At 59.7% G+C, this 17,160-nt stretch carries 18 protein-coding genes; 8 read left to right on the top strand and 10 right to left on the bottom strand.

Annotation, left to right across the window (positions count from 1 at the left end; all coding sequences use genetic code 11):
* Window positions 1–9 precede the first annotated feature (9 nt).
* The 5 genes from GZH79_RS11015 to GZH79_RS10995 all read left to right on the top strand — a co-directional run bounded on the left by GZH79_RS11015 (window position 10) and on the right by GZH79_RS10995 (window position 3,177).
* Window positions 10–651 (top strand): DUF1194 domain-containing protein, encoded by a 642-nt coding sequence (locus GZH79_RS11015; RefSeq protein WP_211643826.1) that lies wholly within the window; start codon window positions 10–12, stop codon window positions 649–651.
* Window positions 652–716: 65 nt separating this feature from the next.
* Window positions 717–1,187, top strand: coding sequence for a ClpXP protease specificity-enhancing factor SspB (locus GZH79_RS11010; RefSeq protein WP_211643825.1), 471 nt, complete (start codon window positions 717–719; stop codon window positions 1,185–1,187).
* Window positions 1,188–1,244: 57 nt separating this feature from the next.
* Window positions 1,245–2,636 (top strand): class II fumarate hydratase, encoded by a 1,392-nt coding sequence (gene fumC, locus GZH79_RS11005; protein ID WP_211643824.1) that lies wholly within the window; start codon window positions 1,245–1,247, stop codon window positions 2,634–2,636.
* 116 nt (window positions 2,637–2,752) lie between these two features.
* Window positions 2,753–2,932 (top strand): DUF4169 family protein, encoded by a 180-nt coding sequence (locus GZH79_RS11000; RefSeq protein ID WP_211643823.1) that lies wholly within the window; start codon window positions 2,753–2,755, stop codon window positions 2,930–2,932.
* On the top strand, window positions 2,929–3,177 hold the full coding sequence (locus GZH79_RS10995) for a ribbon-helix-helix domain-containing protein (protein WP_211643822.1): 249 nt from the start codon (window positions 2,929–2,931) through the stop codon (window positions 3,175–3,177). The genes GZH79_RS11000 and GZH79_RS10995 overlap by 4 nt, the downstream gene beginning before the upstream one ends.
* Here GZH79_RS10995 and GZH79_RS10990 read toward each other — a convergent pair.
* The 4 genes from GZH79_RS10990 to GZH79_RS10975 all read right to left on the bottom strand — a co-directional run bounded on the left by GZH79_RS10990 (window position 3,155) and on the right by GZH79_RS10975 (window position 6,897).
* Complete coding sequence (locus GZH79_RS10990; RefSeq protein ID WP_211643821.1) at window positions 3,155–3,355, bottom strand: hypothetical protein; 201 nt, start codon at window positions 3,353–3,355, stop codon at window positions 3,155–3,157. The genes GZH79_RS10995 and GZH79_RS10990 overlap by 23 nt on opposite strands.
* 143 nt (window positions 3,356–3,498) lie before the next feature.
* Entirely contained in the window at window positions 3,499–4,857 is a 1,359-nt protein-coding gene (locus tag GZH79_RS10985) for a cytochrome P450 (protein ID WP_349291189.1), read from the bottom strand.
* Entirely contained in the window at window positions 4,854–6,086 is a 1,233-nt protein-coding gene (locus GZH79_RS10980) for a hypothetical protein (protein ID WP_211643820.1), read from the bottom strand. Before GZH79_RS10980 ends, GZH79_RS10985 begins: the two co-directional genes overlap by 4 nt.
* Window positions 6,087–6,144: 58 nt before the next feature.
* Complete coding sequence (locus tag GZH79_RS10975; RefSeq protein WP_249219129.1) at window positions 6,145–6,897, bottom strand: cytochrome c biogenesis protein CcdA; 753 nt, start codon at window positions 6,895–6,897, stop codon at window positions 6,145–6,147.
* A 96-nt stretch (window positions 6,898–6,993) separates the two neighbouring features.
* On the opposite strand from GZH79_RS10975, the gene GZH79_RS10970 reads away from it, so the two are divergent.
* Window positions 6,994–7,224 carry a sulfurtransferase TusA family protein gene (locus GZH79_RS10970; protein WP_211643818.1) on the top strand — a complete coding sequence of 77 codons (231 nt, stop codon included), beginning with the start codon at window positions 6,994–6,996 and terminating at the stop codon, window positions 7,222–7,224.
* A 52-nt stretch (window positions 7,225–7,276) separates the two neighbouring features.
* Here GZH79_RS10970 and GZH79_RS10965 read toward each other — a convergent pair whose 3' ends face one another.
* The 6 genes from GZH79_RS10965 to purC all read right to left on the bottom strand — a co-directional run bounded on the left by GZH79_RS10965 (window position 7,277) and on the right by purC (window position 15,595).
* Entirely contained in the window at window positions 7,277–10,102 is a 2,826-nt protein-coding gene (locus tag GZH79_RS10965; RefSeq protein WP_211643817.1) for a ribonuclease E/G, read from the bottom strand.
* 547 nt (window positions 10,103–10,649) lie between these two features.
* Window positions 10,650–11,990 (bottom strand): sigma-54 dependent transcriptional regulator, encoded by a 1,341-nt coding sequence (locus GZH79_RS10960; RefSeq protein ID WP_211643816.1) that lies wholly within the window; start codon window positions 11,988–11,990, stop codon window positions 10,650–10,652.
* Window positions 11,991–12,001: 11 nt separating this feature from the next.
* Window positions 12,002–13,756: an ATP-binding protein gene (locus GZH79_RS10955; protein ID WP_211643815.1), complete on the bottom strand. Its 1,755-nt coding sequence runs from the start codon at window positions 13,754–13,756 to the stop codon at window positions 12,002–12,004.
* A 43-nt stretch (window positions 13,757–13,799) separates the two neighbouring features.
* The gene (purQ, locus tag GZH79_RS10950; protein WP_211643814.1) at window positions 13,800–14,465 is read right to left on the bottom strand and encodes a phosphoribosylformylglycinamidine synthase subunit PurQ; all 666 of its coding nucleotides are present in this window, start codon (window positions 14,463–14,465) and stop codon (window positions 13,800–13,802) included.
* Window positions 14,466–14,592: 127 nt separating this feature from the next.
* The gene (gene purS / locus GZH79_RS10945) at window positions 14,593–14,823 is read right to left on the bottom strand and encodes a phosphoribosylformylglycinamidine synthase subunit PurS (RefSeq protein WP_211643813.1); all 231 of its coding nucleotides are present in this window, start codon (window positions 14,821–14,823) and stop codon (window positions 14,593–14,595) included.
* Window positions 14,824–14,833: 10 nt separating this feature from the next.
* On the bottom strand, window positions 14,834–15,595 hold the full coding sequence (gene purC / locus GZH79_RS10940; protein ID WP_211643812.1) for a phosphoribosylaminoimidazolesuccinocarboxamide synthase: 762 nt from the start codon (window positions 15,593–15,595) through the stop codon (window positions 14,834–14,836).
* A gap of 135 nt (window positions 15,596–15,730) precedes the next feature.
* Here purC and GZH79_RS10935 point away from each other — a divergent pair, with 135 nt between their 5' ends.
* Window positions 15,731–16,048: a DUF1476 domain-containing protein gene (locus GZH79_RS10935; protein WP_211643811.1), complete on the top strand. Its 318-nt coding sequence runs from the start codon at window positions 15,731–15,733 to the stop codon at window positions 16,046–16,048.
* 88 nt (window positions 16,049–16,136) lie between these two features.
* Window positions 16,137–17,150 (top strand): betaine--homocysteine S-methyltransferase, encoded by a 1,014-nt coding sequence (bmt, locus tag GZH79_RS10930; protein WP_211643810.1) that lies wholly within the window; start codon window positions 16,137–16,139, stop codon window positions 17,148–17,150.
* Window positions 17,151–17,160: the final 10 nt, after the last annotated feature.

The raw sequence follows: 17,160 nt of genomic DNA, 5'->3' as shown, positions 1-17,160 counted from the left end.
TATGACCAGATGCTGTGCCGCCTGATCCTGTGTCTGATGCCCCTGCCCGCGCTGGCATGTGATACCGCGCTGATGCTGACCATCGACGTCAGCAATTCTGTGGATGTGGCCGAATACCATTTGCAAACCGACGGTCTGGCCGACGCGCTGGCCGATCCTGATATCATTGATGCGCTGGTGCAGGGGCAGTCTGCGATAACGGTCGTGCAATGGTCCGGCATCGACCGTCAGGCGACCGTCATCCCATGGACCCGCATCCGCACGGCGCGCGATGTGGCCAACCTGTCGGTTGCAGCGCGGCTTCAGGATCGTGCTTTTGTCCTGTCGGACACGGCGCCTGCGCAAGCTGTGTTGTTTTCTTTACGCAATTTTTCTGCGGTGGCAGATTGCAAACGCCGCGTGATCGACATTTCCGGTGATGGCACACCCAACACCGACGGTGATATCGCCGCAGCCCGTCGGCAGGCGGAACGCGATGGTATCACCATCAATGCCATTGCCATCGAATCGATGGGCCTGACGATTACCAATTTCTACCGTAATCAGGTCATCACCCGCGACGGTTTCGTCATCACGGCCCGCAGGCACAGCGATTACCCCCGTGCGATCCGGGCAAAGATTTTGCGTGAACTGGCCCGCGTCATTGGCTAGGACCGCCCTTTCACTCTGGTCCGAATGCGATATGCTGGTCGAAAGAAATGCAAGGAACGGCCACGATGTCACAGAAAATCGACTACGGAAACCTGATGCACCGCGCCATGCGGACGTTAATCCGGGACGTTCTGGCCGACGTGCAGAAAACCGGAAAACTGCCCGGCGATCATCGGTTCATCATTACATTCGACACGCTGCATCCGGATGTGGAAATGGCCGATCACCTGTCAGACCGTTATCCCGGCGACATGACGATCATCATGCAGCATTGGTTTGAAAATCTGGATGTCGGTGACGAAGGGTTCGCTGTAACGCTGTCGTTCGGGAATGTGCCGGAACCGCTGTATATCCCGTATGACGCGATCACGACCTTTGCCGATCCATCGGTTGAATTTGGCCTGCGCTTTGAAACCCAGATCCCCGATGACGAAGATGAAGCCGACGAAGCACCGATGGCGGAACTGGCCGAAACAGAAGATGATGAACCGCGCAAGGACGCCGAAGTCGTCAGTCTGGACAAGTTCCGCAAGTAGCGTTGATCAGGGCTGTCCATCGGGCTACTGAAGGCCGTCGCATTCAGGAGGCCCGACATGACACAGACCCGCACGGAAACCGACAGCTTTGGCCCGCTAGAGGTCGCCGCCGACCGCTATTGGGGCGCGCAGACACAGCGTTCGCTGATGAACTTTCCCATCGGCTGGGAAAAGCAACCTGTCGCCATCGTGCGCGCGCTGGGTGTGATCAAGCAGGCCTGCGCACAGGCCAATGCCGCACGTGGCAAGCTGGATCAGGACAAGGCCGACGCAATGATCAAAGCCGCCAAGGAAGTGGTGGCCGGTGATCTGGACGATCATTTTCCGCTGGTCGTCTGGCAGACAGGGTCCGGCACCCAATCGAACATGAACGCCAACGAGGTGATCAGCAACCGCGCGATCGAAATCATGGGGGGCGAAATTGGGTCGAAAACACCGGTGCATCCCAACGATCATTGCAACATGGGCCAATCGTCAAACGACACGTTCCCGACGGCCATGCACATCGCCGTGGCGCGCACCGCCCATGATGTGCTGTTGCCCGGGCTGGAACACCTGCACAGCGCGCTCAAGGCCAAGCAGGCTGAATTTGAAGACATCATCAAGATCGGCCGCACGCATACGATGGATGCGACCCCGCTGACGCTGGGTCAGGAATTTTCCGGCTACGTGCATCAGGTTGCAATGGGTATCCGGCGGATCAAATCCGCACTGCCCGCCATCTATGAACTGGCGCAAGGCGGCACCGCCGTCGGCACCGGGTTGAACACGCCCAAGGGCTGGGGCGAAAAGGTTGCACGCGAAATCGCAGACATCACAGGTCTGCCCTTTGTCACTGCCCCCAATAAATTCGAGGCGCTTGCCGCCCATGACGGTCTGGTCGAAATGTCCGGGGCACTGCGCACGGTCGCCGGTTCGATCTACAAGATCGCCTGCGATATCCGCATGTTGGGGTCAGGCCCCCGCTGCGGGCTGGGCGAGTTGATGTTGCCGGAAAATGAACCGGGGTCTTCCATCATGCCGGGCAAGGTGAACCCGACCCAGGTAGAAGCGATCACACAGGTCTGCGCCCATGTCATGGGCAACGATGCCGCCGTCGGGTTTGCAGGCAGTCAGGGCCATTTCGAACTGAACGTGATGAAACCGATGATGGCATACAATGTGCTGCAATCCATGCAGCTTTTGGGCGATTCCGCTGTCGCGTTTACCGATAACTGCGTTGTGGGCATCCGGGCGGACCGGGACCGGATCGAACGCCTGATGCGGGAATCGCTGATGCTGGTGACGGCGCTGGCGCCGGAAATCGGCTATGACAATGCGACGACAGTGGCCAAGACCGCCCACAAAAACGGGACCACGTTAAAAGAAGAAGCCGTCAATCTGGGTTTTGTCGACGCGGAGACATTTGAACGTGTCGTGCGCCCCGAAGACATGATCGGCCCGAAATAACGCGGCATAGGTCAAGCACACAATCAGCTGTCGCGCGGATTAATTTGCGCGGCAGCCGCTTGCCGGAACTCCTGCAAACCGTCACCTTGATGCGAATGCTCGACAGGATTCCCCCCATGACATCAAAAGTGATTTCTCTGAACAAAGCGCGCAAAACGCGGGATCGGGCTGACGCCAAGGCGCAGGCCGACGAAAACGCCGTCCGGTTCGGGCGGACAAAGGCCCAGCGTCTGCTGGAAGCAGCACAAGCCGATCTGGCGCGAAAGCGGCTGGATCAATCGCAATTCGAAGAATGACCGACCGTCCGGACGGTCGCCCGGTCAAACATTCGCTGACACTGCGGGGTCATCGCACCAGCGTTTCGCTGGAACGTGAATTCTGGGACGCATTTCGACAGATGGCCGCAATGAGAGGTTTGGCCCTGAACGCTTTGGCTGCCCGGATCGATGCCAACCGCGGCGACGTCGGGCTGGCATCGGCGATTCGTGTCGCAGTGCTACGTGATTTGCAGGATCAGATCAGCGTTCAGCGCGATTGTTAGTTATCGTCTGCATGGCGTTTGAAGCAGCGCCGCCATCCCGATATTGTGCTGTGCGGGCGACCGGGCGGTAGGATTCAGGCGTCTTTGAATAGACCACAGATCCCGGATTAATGATTTCACGAATCCAGCCGATCGCTTTTGATGAAGAGCCCTTGGAAGGCGGAAACTGATGCGACATTTTCGTATCCCATATGACCTGCCCCCGGGTCAAAACGTACAATCTCGACCGTTCCGCGTCATGCGTTTTTCACAATCATGCTTTACTAGCCAAGAAGATGGCGCCAATCACGTTCCCGCACCGCGACTGTTTCCAAAGGACGATCAACCGTCACGTTTCGTGATTCGAAGCCACATGCCGGATTTTGTCCGAACTGTCAGATGTGCCACTGGAACTGGGGGGCGGTCAGTGACCAGTTCGAACCGATACGCCGCCAACATCTGTGCCAGCAGCACCACGCCTTCGATCATGGCGAATCCTGCGCCGGTGCAAACCCGTGGTCCTGCGGAAAACGGCATATAGGCCAGCCGCTGCTGTGCCTTGCCGTCGTCCGTGCGCCAGCGGTCGGGGTCGAACGCGTCCGGATTGTCCCAAATCCGCGTCTGCCGGTGCAGGTGCCAAGGCGACAGTACGATCTGCGATCTGCGTCGCACCTTGCGGGCGCGAAATACCTCAGCCTGTGATGCTTCACGGACCATCATCGGGACGGGTGGATACAGTCGCAGCGATTCCCGGAACACGTCGCGCGTGTCTTTCAGCGCCGACAGCGCTGCAAAGCTGCCGTCCCACGCCCGCGCCTCTGCCGCGACGCGATCCTGCCAATCGGGGTTCAGCGCCAGCAGATACAACGTCCAAGCGAGCGCCGCCGCCGATGTTTCATGCCCCGCCAAAAAGAAAATGGCGACTTGATCGACCATTTCGTCCAGATCGAATGTCTGCCCGGTCTGGGGGTCCGGCGTCGTCATGATCTTTGTGGCCAGATCGTCGGGCGCGCTGCCATCGGCGATCTGTGCCAGACGGGCACGGGTCATGTCCGTGATCAGCGTCCGTATCCGGCGCGCCGTGGTGCGCGTTTCAGACTTGAAAAACCGTGGCATCCAGCGCGGCCCAGGAATAAAGGCGGCAAGGTTCAAAATAGGTTGCGTGCGCTGATAGCGCCGGAATTCTTCAAAAACCTCTGCTGCGATACGATCCTCGATCGGGATGGAAAACAACGTCCGAAAGATCACATCGGCAGCGGCATGGCTGGTTTCAGGTTCCAGATCCTGTGGCGCGCCGTCTGCAAGCGGCGCCATCCGCACCACGGCAGCCCGTCCCGCCGCGACCATCGCCGGGAAGGTATCGCGCAGGCGTCCCCCTGCAAATGCGGGATCGATGATACGTCGCTGGCGTTTCCACGTCTCGCCATTTGTCAAAAAGACGGACTGTCCAAGCAGTGGCCGCAGCCCTGCGCTGATCCGGTCCGATTTCGGGAAATCGTCTGGCCGTTCTTTCAGTACCAAATCAATTAGTTGCGGATCGTTTATCATGTAACTGCGAAAGAACGGCGTACGGAATTCCGCCATCCACGCCCGATACAGCTTGGCAGGCTGCGCCGATAGAATATCGGCCCGGAACAGCCGCAGATACCGCCGCAACGATACATGTTCGGGTCGACTGTCGGGTTTGACCGGCTGTGTCACGTGGGGACTGATGTGAATTTCGACACCGCACGCGTGATCCGCGATGCAGACGGTTTGCGCCCCGCAAATCGCGTGCCCAATGTCATAGGCCCCGCCGTGATCCGAAAGTAATCGTAGTCACCGGGCCTGTCGAAAGCGCAGAGATACTGGAAATGGAGGCGGAAGAACTGCCACCGCAATTCCTGCCAGCGGGCGGGTGACAATGTCTGCGTAAAAGCCGCAGACACGATTAACGGCCATTTCTGATCCGGTGGTGCGACCCCCGATACGGCGACCGGATCACATAGCGCAAATGCGCATCCGTCCCCCGGCGCTGTCACATCGATCCACGGTATGTCCTGTCGGCTAAGATACGTCAGATCGCCGCGCAAGCGTTCCGCAGCGGGCAGAAAACTGACCATCGGCACCACCTGCCCCAGTGACAGAAACGACAGTGCCGGGCCATTGTGTGGCACACGACCGCTGCGATGCAGATCGGACAGGATCGACACGCCCAGATGCGCACCGGATGAATGACCCACAACCAGAACCTCGTCGACATCGCTGGTCAGGGCTGCTGCGATCAGATCGGCGAACTGGGCCATCCGGTGTTCCAAAGCCGGTGGGTTCGCACCTTTCCAGCGCGCCGAATAGCTGTAGTCATGCATCAGGTAATAGGCGTAGAACTTGTTGTCTTTCTTGCGAAACCAGCGCAGCACCACACCGACAATCATGACACCAACCATGCAGGCCACGAAAACCTGCGCGATGCCCGGCAATACGGGTCCGGTCAGCCACAGGGCCAGCGCCCCGGTGCCTGCCGCCAGAAAAAGTGCGACCAGCGCCTGCAGTAGCAACATGCCCACCGGATAAAGTGCGGCGATCACCGGCCCCTTGCGCAGTTTCATCAGGCCGCCCAAGGCCCCACTGCTGATATAGGTCCACGCTGTCTGCACCAGTTGGCCATAGGTTGCGGGAATCGAATTCGACATGCTGTCGCGCACGATATCCGACCAGACAAGCACGTCGATCTCGGTTTCGACCGCTCCGCCTTCGATCTGGGACGTAACCCGCCAGCCATAGGTTTCACCGCGGGGTTTGGGTCGCAGTGTCAGGTCATAGCCGCTGATCGCCGCCTGTGCCCGCCCTTCGGTCCGGTATAGCTCTCTGTATCGACGGGGATGAATCGGATCGTATCCGGGAATATAAAAAACCCGCCGCTGTCCGACCTGTTGATCTGGTGTCTTCATGGCCGCCCGCCGCTGTTTGCGCGATCATGGCACGAAATGGCGGCAAAATTAAGGATATTTACCCCACAAGGGCCAGCGCCGGGAACTGTTCCAACAGCCAGAAACTGAACGCCGTGAATTGCCCCGTCACCATCATCAGGCCGACGGTCCAAAGCAATAGCCCGGAAATCCGTTCGATCCGGTTGATATGCCGCTTCATGAACGCCATCGCGCCCTTGAGCCGGGGGAAAAAGGCCGCGACCAACAAAAACGGAATGCCCAGCCCCATCGCATAGGCTGCCAGCAGGATGGTGCCGCGCGAAATGCTTGCCTCTGACGCGGCCAAGCTGAGGATCGCGCCCAGGATCGGGCCTAAACAGGGCGTCCAGCCAAAGGCGAAAGCCAACCCCAGGACATAAGCCCCCAGTGCGCTGCCGCCTTTATCAGTCGTGTCCAAGCGCGCTTCTTGATCCAAAAACCGCAGGCGAAACACGCCGATAAAATGCGCGCCGAACACCATCACGACCGCACCGGCCACGGGAACGAACCAACCCTGCCATGCCAACAGCGCGCGGCCCAGTGTCGAAAACGCCATGCCCAGCAGCAAAAAGACGGTCGACAGGCCTAGCACGAACATCAGTGCGGCAACCATCACCTTGCGGCGGGCGTCGGCGGCTTCGTCCATCTGGGTCACACTGACGCCGCCCATGTAGGCCAGATAAGGCGGCACAATCGGCAAAACACAAGGACTGAGAAATGACAAAAGCCCGGCTGTCACCGCGATCAGGATCGCGGGCAAAAGGCTGGCATCCAACAGGGTCATGGGTTCCATCATGTGGACTGCTTAGCGTTGTTTGACAGCGCCGTCACGCCCTGCCGGTGTCACGTCGGCGTTTACAACCTGCAACATTCGCCCTACCCAAATGATATGAACCATGATGCTGATCTTGATGCCGTCGGGCTGCTGTGCCCGCTGCCTGTTTTGAAAGCGCGCAAGCGCCTGATCCCGTTGCAACCCGGTCAGGTATTGCGTGTGCGTGCCGACGATCCCGCCGCCGTTGTGGACGTGCCGCATTTCTGTGCAGAGGCGGGCCATACTTTGGTCGCCACGCAGGATGATGGACCCGTTCAGATTTATTACATCGCCAAGGGCGCGTAACGCAAAAGGCGGACCGTTTGGCCCGCCTTTCGTGTCTATCCCGGTTGCCCGATCAGCGACCCAGTGACCACCAGCCTTTGCGCCGTGGCTTTTTGTCGTCTGTATCACTATCGGCTGCATCCGCAGCAACGGGTTCCCGCTCTGGCTGGACTTCAGGCACCTCTGTGATGCCCTTCGTCTCTGGTGCCGGGTCTTGCGCTGCAGGCGCGGGCTCTGCCGGTGTCGCATCGGCTGGTTCCTGATCTGCCTGCGCAGGTGTCGCGGGCGCCGGATCAGGCTGGCTGGCAGCTGGCGGGCTATCATCGCTTTGTTGTGCCGCGGGCTGTTCAGCGGTCGGCGTCGCTTCATCAGCCGCTTGGGGCTTTTTCGCCCGGCTGCGTCGCTTTGGCTTTGGCTTTTCCGCAGCGGCATCTGCGGGTGCGTCAGCCGTTTCTGTCGCTGCGTCCCCGTCAGCCTTTGCCGCAGGCTTGCGCCGGGTGCGGGTCCGCTTTTTGGGCGCGTCCGATTCCGTTTCCGCAGCGGGGGCATCGGTGGATGCGTCGGGTGTCGCATCGGCCTGTGGTGCAGCTTCGGATGCTTCAACCGTCGACGCGTCGGTGTTCACCGATGCATCAGCCTTTGGCTTGCGACTGCGTGTCCGGGTGCGTTTGGGTTTTTCGGCAGGTGCATCATCGGCTGCGGTTGCCGCATCCGGTGTGGCGTCTGCTGTTTCCGCATCCGCACCGTTGTCGGCCCCATTCGCACTGTCGTTTGACGAATCGTCGTCCTGACGATCATCACCACCCTGTCCACCCCGCCGACGCCGACGCCGACGCCGCTTTTTGCGGGGTTGGTTTTCGGTATCGTCGGCCTGTGGTGTGGGTGCCGCAGGTGTAGCCACGGGCGCATCGGCTTCATCTTCTTCCGGCGTCTCCTCGACGATATCTTCGTCGTCATCCTCTTCGATCATGGCGGATTCGGCCTGCACGTAGGTTCCGGCTTCGGGCACCACGCGCGTCGCGCTTTTGAACTTGTCGATCGCAAATTCTGGAGAGATCAGTTTCAGATCGCATTCCACACGCACAGCCATGCCATAACGCGCTTCGATGGCGGCGATATGTTCGCGTTTGCCGTTCATCAAGAAGTTGGCGATGGACACGGGGGCCCGCACCAAGACTTCCTTGCTGCGACCGCGCACGCCTTCTTCTTCAAGCTGGCGGATGATGTTCAATGCGACGTTGTCGTCGGACCGTAACAGACCCGTGCCGTGGCAATGGACGCAGGGCTGCGTCGTCGCTTCCAGCATGCCGGGCCGCAGACGCTGGCGCGACATTTCCATCAGACCAAAACCAGAAATGCGACCGACCTGAATGCGTGCACGGTCGTTTTTCAGCTTGTCCTTGAACCGCTTTTCAACGGCGGCATTGTTGCGGCGTTCGTCCATGTCGATGAAATCGATGACAATCAGACCGGCCAGATCGCGCAGGCGCAACTGGCGGGCCACCTCGTCAGCGGCTTCAAGGTTGGTTTTCAGCGCGGTCTGTTCGATCGACCCTTCCTTGGTCGCCCGGCCAGAGTTCACGTCGATGGCCACCAGTGCTTCGGTAATACCGATCACGATGTAGCCGCCGGACGGCAGTTGGACCGTCGGGTTGAACATTCCCGCAAGATAGCTTTCGACCTGATAACGCGCGTATAGCGGCATCTGTTCGGCGTAGTGTTTCACGTTTTTGGCGTGGGACGGCATGATCATCTTCATGAAGTCCTTGGCCGTCCGGTAGCCTTCGGTTCCGGCAACGATCACTTCGTCGATATCTTTTGAATACAGATCGCGGATCGTCCGTTTGATCAGGTCGCCTTCTTCATAGATCTTGGCCGGCGCGGTGGATTTCAGCGTCAATTCGCGGATCTGTTCCCACATGCGCTGCAGATATTCGTAATCGCGCTTGATTTCCGTGCGGGTGCGTTGGCTGCCCGCCGTGCGGATGATAAGCCCGGCACCCTGCGGGACGTGCATTTCGCCCGCAATTTCCTTTAGCTTCTTACGATCGGCGGCATTGGTGATCTTGCGGCTGATCCCGCCACCGCGGGCGGTGTTGGGCATCAGGACACAATAACGTCCAGCCAGCGACAAATAGGTGGTCAGTGCGGCACCCTTGTTGCCGCGTTCTTCCTTGACGACCTGCACCAGCAGGATCTGACGGACTTTGATTACTTCCTGAATTTTATAACGCTTGGGGCGCGGCTTGCGGACCGGGCGCATGTCGTCATGGTCATTGTCGGCGACCTGTTCGATCCGGTCGTCCTTGTCCGCGGCATCGGGGCCGTCGTCGTCATTGTTGTCGCTGTCTTCGTCGGTATCGCCATTGTCAGCGTCGGTATCGTCTTCGTCGGCGGCAGGTGTGTCCACCGGGGTTTCCCGGCCCCGTTCCATCGGGCTGGACCCTTCGTCATCGTCGGACAGGTCGATGGTTTCCATCCCGGCGATTTCGACGTCTTCGGTTGAAACGGCATCATCGCCAGACACGTCTTCGGCCACGGCGTTGCGTGACCGGCGGCGGCGCGGTGCGGATGTTTCTTCTTCGTCTTCGGCGGCTTTCAGGCTTTCGGCGTAAGCGCGCTCTTCCTCGATCAGGGCCTGACGGTCAGCCACGGGAATTTGGTAGTAGTCGGCATGAATTTCCGAGAACGCAAGGAACCCATGGCGATTTCCGCCGTAATCCACGAAAGCAGCCTGCAACGACGGTTCGACCCGTGTGACTTTGGCCAGATAGATGTTCCCAGCAAGCTGTCGCTTGAACTGGCTTTCGAAATCAAATTCCTCGACTTTGTTTCCATCCACCACAACGACGCGGGTTTCTTCCGCGTGCGTGGCGTCGATCAGCATTTTCTTTGGCATAGTATCCATTCGCATGACGCCAAAGGCCGGACCCGGGGGGTGCGGCGGATTGGGGATCATGTCTGTTAAGGGCGAGCCGCGCCGTGCCGACCGCAGCGCCCCAAGGGGCTGTCTGGTTCGGTCCGTGGTCACAAGCGCGTTGCATCGCGTTTCTTCTCCGACCCGCTTGGGGCCTGTTCAGGTGCCCGATCTGGTTTGTGAACCGACCAAGGGCGTTCTTCTGATCCTGTCTGGATCAAATCAGCTGCATCGGCGTTGCGCCGTCTACAGAGAATCTCACCGGGCCTTTGCACAAAGCGTCATGGCAACAACCCGTAACCCTTCATAAGGGGGGACCATGTCATAAGACAATCACAAAGTGTGGGCAGCGTTCTGTCGTGGCTTAAACCTAAATCCGATCCGCGCAACCTGTCGTGCCACTGTCAGCAGCAAGGTGAGCGCTGCAGGGCCGACAAATGCCAATCGCGCACGCAAAAACATATTCGGTCGTTGCGTTGCATCAGACGCATCCGCACCGACCGAACAAGCCCATCGCGCCCGCCTGCCGTCAGATATAATCCGACCGTTGCAATTGATATTTTGCCATCTTTTCGTTTAACGTGCGGCGCGGCAGGCACAATTCTTCCATCACGGCGACGATGCTGCCCTTGTGACGGCGCATGGTGTTGTCGATCAGCATCCGTTCAAACGCTTCGACAAATTCCTTCAATGGCTTGCCTTCGGTCGTCATCGCCGGGCGCAGGCCGTCGTCATCATCGCTGTCGGTCATCAGCAGCGACGCAATTGACCCCGACCCGCGCCGGTTTTGCAGCACAGCGCGTTCGGCCACGTTGATCAACTGACGCACGTTGCCGGGCCAAGGGGCTTGCAGCAGTTGCGCGGCTTCCTGTGCGCTGACCTGCGGCGCATCACAGCCGTATTCGTCTGCGAATTGTTCGGACAGATGGGTGAATAGTGTCAGGATGTCTTCGCCACGCTGGCGCAGTGGCGGCACCACGATCCGCATGGCAGAAATCCGGTAATACAGGTCCGGCCGCAGCACGCTTTCGCAGGTCTTGTCCTGTTCTTGCAGGTTACAGATGGCCACCAGCCGGGTTTCGGCGGGCGTGCCCTGTTCGTTGATGGCCGTCAGCAGGCGTGATTGCTGGGCGTGGGTCAATGCCTCTATGTCTTCCAGGACCAGCGTGCCGCCGCGCGCCTCTTCCATCGCGGGGATGGGTTCGCCTTCACCTGCGGGGCCGAACAGGCGACGGTTCAGGCTGTCTTCGTCGAATGCGGAACAGGCGAGCAGCACGAATTTGCGCGCCGACCGCGCGCCGACGGCGTGCAGCGCGTGGGCGACCAGCGTTTTTCCGGTGCCGGTTTCGCCTTCGATCAGGACGTGACCGTCGGCCTGCCCCAGATCCAGGATGTCCTCTTTGAGCCGTTCCATCGGGCCTGACGAACCGACCAGTTTTTTCATCAACGACGATCCGTCCGACAATTCACGTCGCAAGGCCCGATTATCCAGCGTCAACCGACGCGCATTGCAGGCCTTTTTTGCCAGTTCTGTCATCCGGTCGGGATTGAACGGTTTTTCCAGAAAATCGAACGCGCCAAAACGCATGGCTTCCACCGCCATCGGTACGTCGCCATGACCGGTGATCATGATGACCGGCAACGCGGAATCGACGCCGCGCAGTTTTTTCAGGAACTGCATGCCGTCCATGCCCGGCATCTTGACGTCGCTCACGACGATGCCGGCAAAATCCGCACCCAGCACGCTCAGCGCGTCTTCGGCGCTGGCGTAGGCTTCTGTTTCGAACCCGGACAACGCAAGCCATTGGCTGATCGACTGCCGCATGTCCTTTTCGTCGTCCACAATCGCAATCTTCATTGCTTTACTCATCGGTCTTGTCCTTATTCTGCGGCTTTCATGGCCGACTTGAGCAGGGGCAACTGCACTTCGAACACTGCCCCGCCGTGTGCACCGTTGCGCGCGATCATCCGCCCGCCAAGATCGTTCACGATCCCGGACGAAATCGCGAGTCCAAGCCCGACACCGTCGCCGGGCTGTTTCGTTGTGTAAAATGGCTCGAACAGTTCATCGAGATCCTCGATCCCCGTGCCGTTGTCGCGCACCGTCAGGGTGACGGTTTCACCCACCGCAAGAATGACGTCGATACGCGGCTCATCTGCCGTCTTGGTCGCATCCAGCGCATTGCGCAGCAGATTGATGATAACCTGTTCCAGACGCAGACGGTCGCCAAAGATCATGGCCGGCCCGCTGGGCAATGTCCGGCTGATTTCAACGTCGCGCGTTTTCAATTGCGGTTCCATCAGCGACAGCGCCGATGATACCGCCGCACGGGCATCGACTGCTTCAAACGCATCCGACCCCTTGCGCGCATATGATTTCAACTGTCGCGTAATCGCGCCCATCCGGTCGATCAGATCGTCGATCCGCTGGAACGATGACAGCGTTTCTTCGGGGCGTCTGCGCTGCAACAGCAGACGCGCCCCCGCCAGATAGGTTTTCATGGCGGCCAGTGGCTGGTTCAATTCGTGACTGACCGCCGCCGACATTTCACCCAAGGCGGCCAGCTTCGATGTCTGCTCGACCGTCTGCTCTGCGACTTGCAGGCTGCGTTCCATCTGCTTGCGGGCGGCGATTTCACGTTGCAGCGCCGCGTTCAGCGCCCGCAATTCGTTCGATTCCTGTTCATAGACGGCCACCCGCGTCGCCGCGCGGCGCGATGCATACCAAAACAAAAGCGCCAGCAGGATCGCAAAGGCCATGACTTCCAGCGCAAGCACGCCGTTCACCCGTTCGCGCACGCTGGCGTAGCTGGTGAAATTGACCATGCGCCAGCCCTGAAACGGCACCCTTGCTTCGCGGCGCAGCACGGCCTCGCCCCGGAAATAGGCATCAATGGGCAGTTCGGTCCAGTCTTCGGTCGCGCGCAACGCGCGTTCAATGGCCCCCGTCGGCGGTTCCAGTTCCAGGGCGACCGATTCCTGTTGGCCGCGCCAGCGCGGTTCTGTGGACAGGATGATCAACCCTTCGCTGTCGGCAACATAAACAGCATCCGACACCCCGACCCAGCCGCGTTCGATCTTCGCCAGATCGACGGCGACCACGATGACGCCCAAATTACCGGCGTTCGAATCCAGCCTGCGCGAGTAAATGAAATTGTACCCGCCCTGCGCAGTTTCGCCCCGCGTGAACACGGTGGCATTGCTGCGCATCGCGTTGACGAACTGGGGTGCATTGCGGAATGTTTCGCCCAGACGTTGCCGTTCAGTGGCAGCGACAACGCGGCCGTCACGATCCAGCAGCATCAGCGACGCCGCGCCGATTTCATCGACAAACGACAACAACCGCTGAGTAGAAAGCGAGAAATCGCCGCTTTCCAACGCGCTGATCAAGGCGGGGTCGCGCGCCAACAGTTGCGGAACAATCGAATTGCGCTGCAATTCGCTCATCAGGTTGGCGACGAACAGGGTCAGACGCACCTCTGCCCGGTTACGGGTGGATTCGGTAAAACGTTCGGTCAGCAACAGGTTGGTGACATAGATCGTCCCTGCCCCAGCCAGACACAATGCCAGCACAGCAAAGCGCAAGCGCCAGCGGACAAGCGCCGCGCGGACGGTCTGGATTGGCACGCGTTTCATGACGTTTAGATAGGACTGTGCCCGCGGTGCGGCAAGCGGCCGCTTAGGCGTCGGCAAGTTGCCGCACAAGGCCACGGAACAGCGACACGCCAGCTGTATTCCCCGTGGCGGCATCCACAGCCCGTTCGGGATGCGGCATCATGCCAAGCACGCGGCGGTTTTCCGACAGGATTCCTGCGATGTCGTTTTGGCTACCGTTGAAATTCGCGCCATAGGTGAACGCGACCCGGTCGGTGTCGACCAGCGCACGCAACGTGTCGGCATCGGCAAAATAGTTACCATCGTGATGCGCGACCGGCAGGCTGATGATCTCGTCAGCATCGTAAGCTTCGGTAAACACACTGTCAGTCGTGGCCACACGCAACGGTGTCGTCTTGCACACGAACGTCAGGCCCGCATTTCGCATCAGCGCCCCGGGCAGCAGACCCGTTTCGGTCAACACCTGAAATCCGTTACAGACCCCCAGCGCATATCCGCCACGATCCACATGCGCCTTGAGCGCGGCACAAACGGGGCTGTTGGCCGCAATCGCCCCGCAGCGCAGGTAATCACCAAACGAAAAACCGCCCGGCACCGCCACCAGATCGACATCCCCGATGTCGGCGTCCTTGTGCCAGACCATGCGCACATCCGCGCCCACCGCGCGCAAGGCGTCCGCCATGTCACGATCACAGTTGGACCCCGGAAAGACGATGACAGCAGCTTTCATGACAGTATCCTTTGTGGGGCCGTAGGCGCGTCCGGCCGATGCGCCGGACGGTGTGGGTGGGAACAAAATTTGCATTGCGCGGCATGGGGGGCTGTCATCGCCCTATCCATGTCGGCGGCGCAGTTCATCAGGCGATGTCGATCCGGTAGGATTCGATGACTGTGTTCGCCAGCAGCCGGTCGCACATGTCCGCGATCTGCGCTTCGGTCGTGCCGTCGGCCAGATCCAGTTCAATCACCTTGCCTTGACGCACACCGTTGACGCCGTCGAACCCCAGCGCGCCCAAGGCGTGGCGGATCGCCTCTCCTTGGGGGTCGAGGACACCATTTTTCAGCATGACATGCACTTTGGCTTTCATCGGGAAATCCTTAGTTGATCAATGTAGGCTTGGGGCGGTGGGTGACATTGCTGGGCAGAACGCCCAAACGCCGCGCCACTTCGGTATAGGCATCCGACAGCGACCCCAGATCCTGACGGAACACGTCCTTGTCCAGCTTCTGCCCGGTTTCCACGTCCCACAGACGGCAGCTGTCGGGGCTGATTTCGTCGGCCACGACAAGCCGCATGAAATCGTTGTCCCAGATGCGGCCGATTTCGATTTTGAAATCGATCAGCTTGATGCCGACACCGAACATCACACCTGACATGAAATCATTGACCCGCAGCGCCATGCTGACAATGTCGTCCATATCCTGCTGCGACGCCCAGCCGAATGCGATGATGTATTCCTCGGGCACCAGCGGATCGCCCAGCTTGTCGTCTTTCAGGCTGAATTCCACGATGGGGCGCGGCAAGGTGGCACCTTCTTCCATGCCCAGACGCTTGGCCATCGACCCGGCGGCAAAGTTGCGCACGATCACTTCGAGCGGGATGATTTCCACCTGACGGATCAGCTGTTCGCGCATGTTCAGACGCCGGATGAAATGCGTGGGAATGCCGATATTGCCCAATCCGGTCATAAAGAATTCGGACAGGCGGTTGTTCAGCACACCCTTGCCTTCGATCACGTCTTTCTTGGCGCCGTTACCTGCGGTGGCGTCATCCTTGAAGTACTGGACAAAGGTGCCGGGTTCCGGGCCTTCGTACAGAATTTTCGCCTTGCCTTCGTAGACCAGTTTACGACGTGCCATGGGTGCCCCGCAGTATTAGCCGCGCCGCGTATTGGGCGCGCGTGGCCGCGTCTTACGACACCGCCCCCTTGCGGGCAAGCGGGTCGGACTGCATATCTAATCCTATACAACCGCAAAACAGGGGATGATCTGTCCATGGCCAGCATGAAAGAGCGTGAAAACGCCTTCGAAAACAAATTCGCCCACGACGCTGAAATGCAGTTCAAGGCAGAAGCACGTCGCAACAAGCTGTTGGGCCTGTGGGCGGCAGAACTGATGGGCAAGTCCGGCGACGACGCGCAGGCCTATGCCAAAGAGGTCATCAAATCGGATTTCGAAGAAGCAGGTGACGAAGACGTGTTCCGCAAGGTGCGCGGCGACCTGCCCGCCGAGACGTCTGACGCAGAAATCCGCGCCAAGATGGCGGAACTGGCCGTGGTCGCCAAATCACAACTGCTGGACGAACAGGGCTGATATTGCCGCCCGTCCGCAAGCCGGATAGAACACATTCAACGGGGCATCGGTGACGCCGGTGCCCCTTTTTGGTATTGAGGGAATGACAATGACCACAGCTTTTGCGGACATGCTTGCACAGCGCGACTGGATTCTGGCCGATGGCGCGACCGGCACGAACCTGTTCAACATGGGCCTGTCATCTGGCGATGCGCCAGAGATGTGGAATGTCGATCATCCCGAAAAAATCACGGCCCTGTATCAAGGCGCTGTCGATGCCGGGTCCGACCTGTTTCTGACCAACACGTTCGGCGGCAACGCCAGCCGGCTGAAACTGCACGATGCCCAAGGTCGCGTGATGGAACTGAACCGCGCCGCTGCCGAACTGGGCCGCAACGTCGCCGACAAATCCGATCGCACCATCATCGTTGCGGGGTCCGTTGGGCCAACGGGCGATATCATGGCCCCGATGGGCAGCCTGACCCATGAAATCGCAGTCGAAATGTTCCATGAACAGGCCGAGGGTCTGAAAGCAGGCGGTGCAGACGTGCTGTGGGTCGAAACCATTTCCGCATTCGAAGAATACAAGGCCGCTGCCGAAGCGTTCCGTCTGGCCGACATGCCGTGGTGCGGCACCATGAGCTTTGACACCGCAGGACGCACCATGATGGGTGTCACCAGCCGCGACATGGTCAAATCCGTGGGCAAGCTGGATTACCAACCACAGGGATTTGGTGCCAACTGCGGCACAGGCGCGTCTGATTTGCTGCGCACGATCCTAGGCATGGCCGACGCAGGGCCGGACCTGCCGCTGATTTCGAAGGGCAACGCAGGCATCCCGAAATATCACGACGGTCATATCCACTATGACGGCACACCGGAACTGATGGCGGATTATGCCGAACTGGCCCGCAACTGCGGCGCCAAAATCATTGGCGGCTGCTGTGGCACGACGCCCGAACACCTGCGCGCGATGCGCAACGCACTGGAAACCCGATCCAAAGGCGCGCGCCCTACGCTGGACGACATTACCGCAGCCTTGGGTGCGTTTTCGTCCGAAAGCGACGGCACCGACGGGAATGGACCGGTCCGCGCCGAACGTCGTGGACGGCGCAGGCCCTGACCGCGCGGCG

This window comes from Loktanella sp. SALINAS62, assembly GCF_018263905.1.
GTDB lineage: Bacteria > Pseudomonadota > Alphaproteobacteria > Rhodobacterales > Rhodobacteraceae > Loktanella.
Note: the sequence above shows the minus strand (reverse complement) of the source record. Positions and strands in the feature narration are given on the sequence as shown.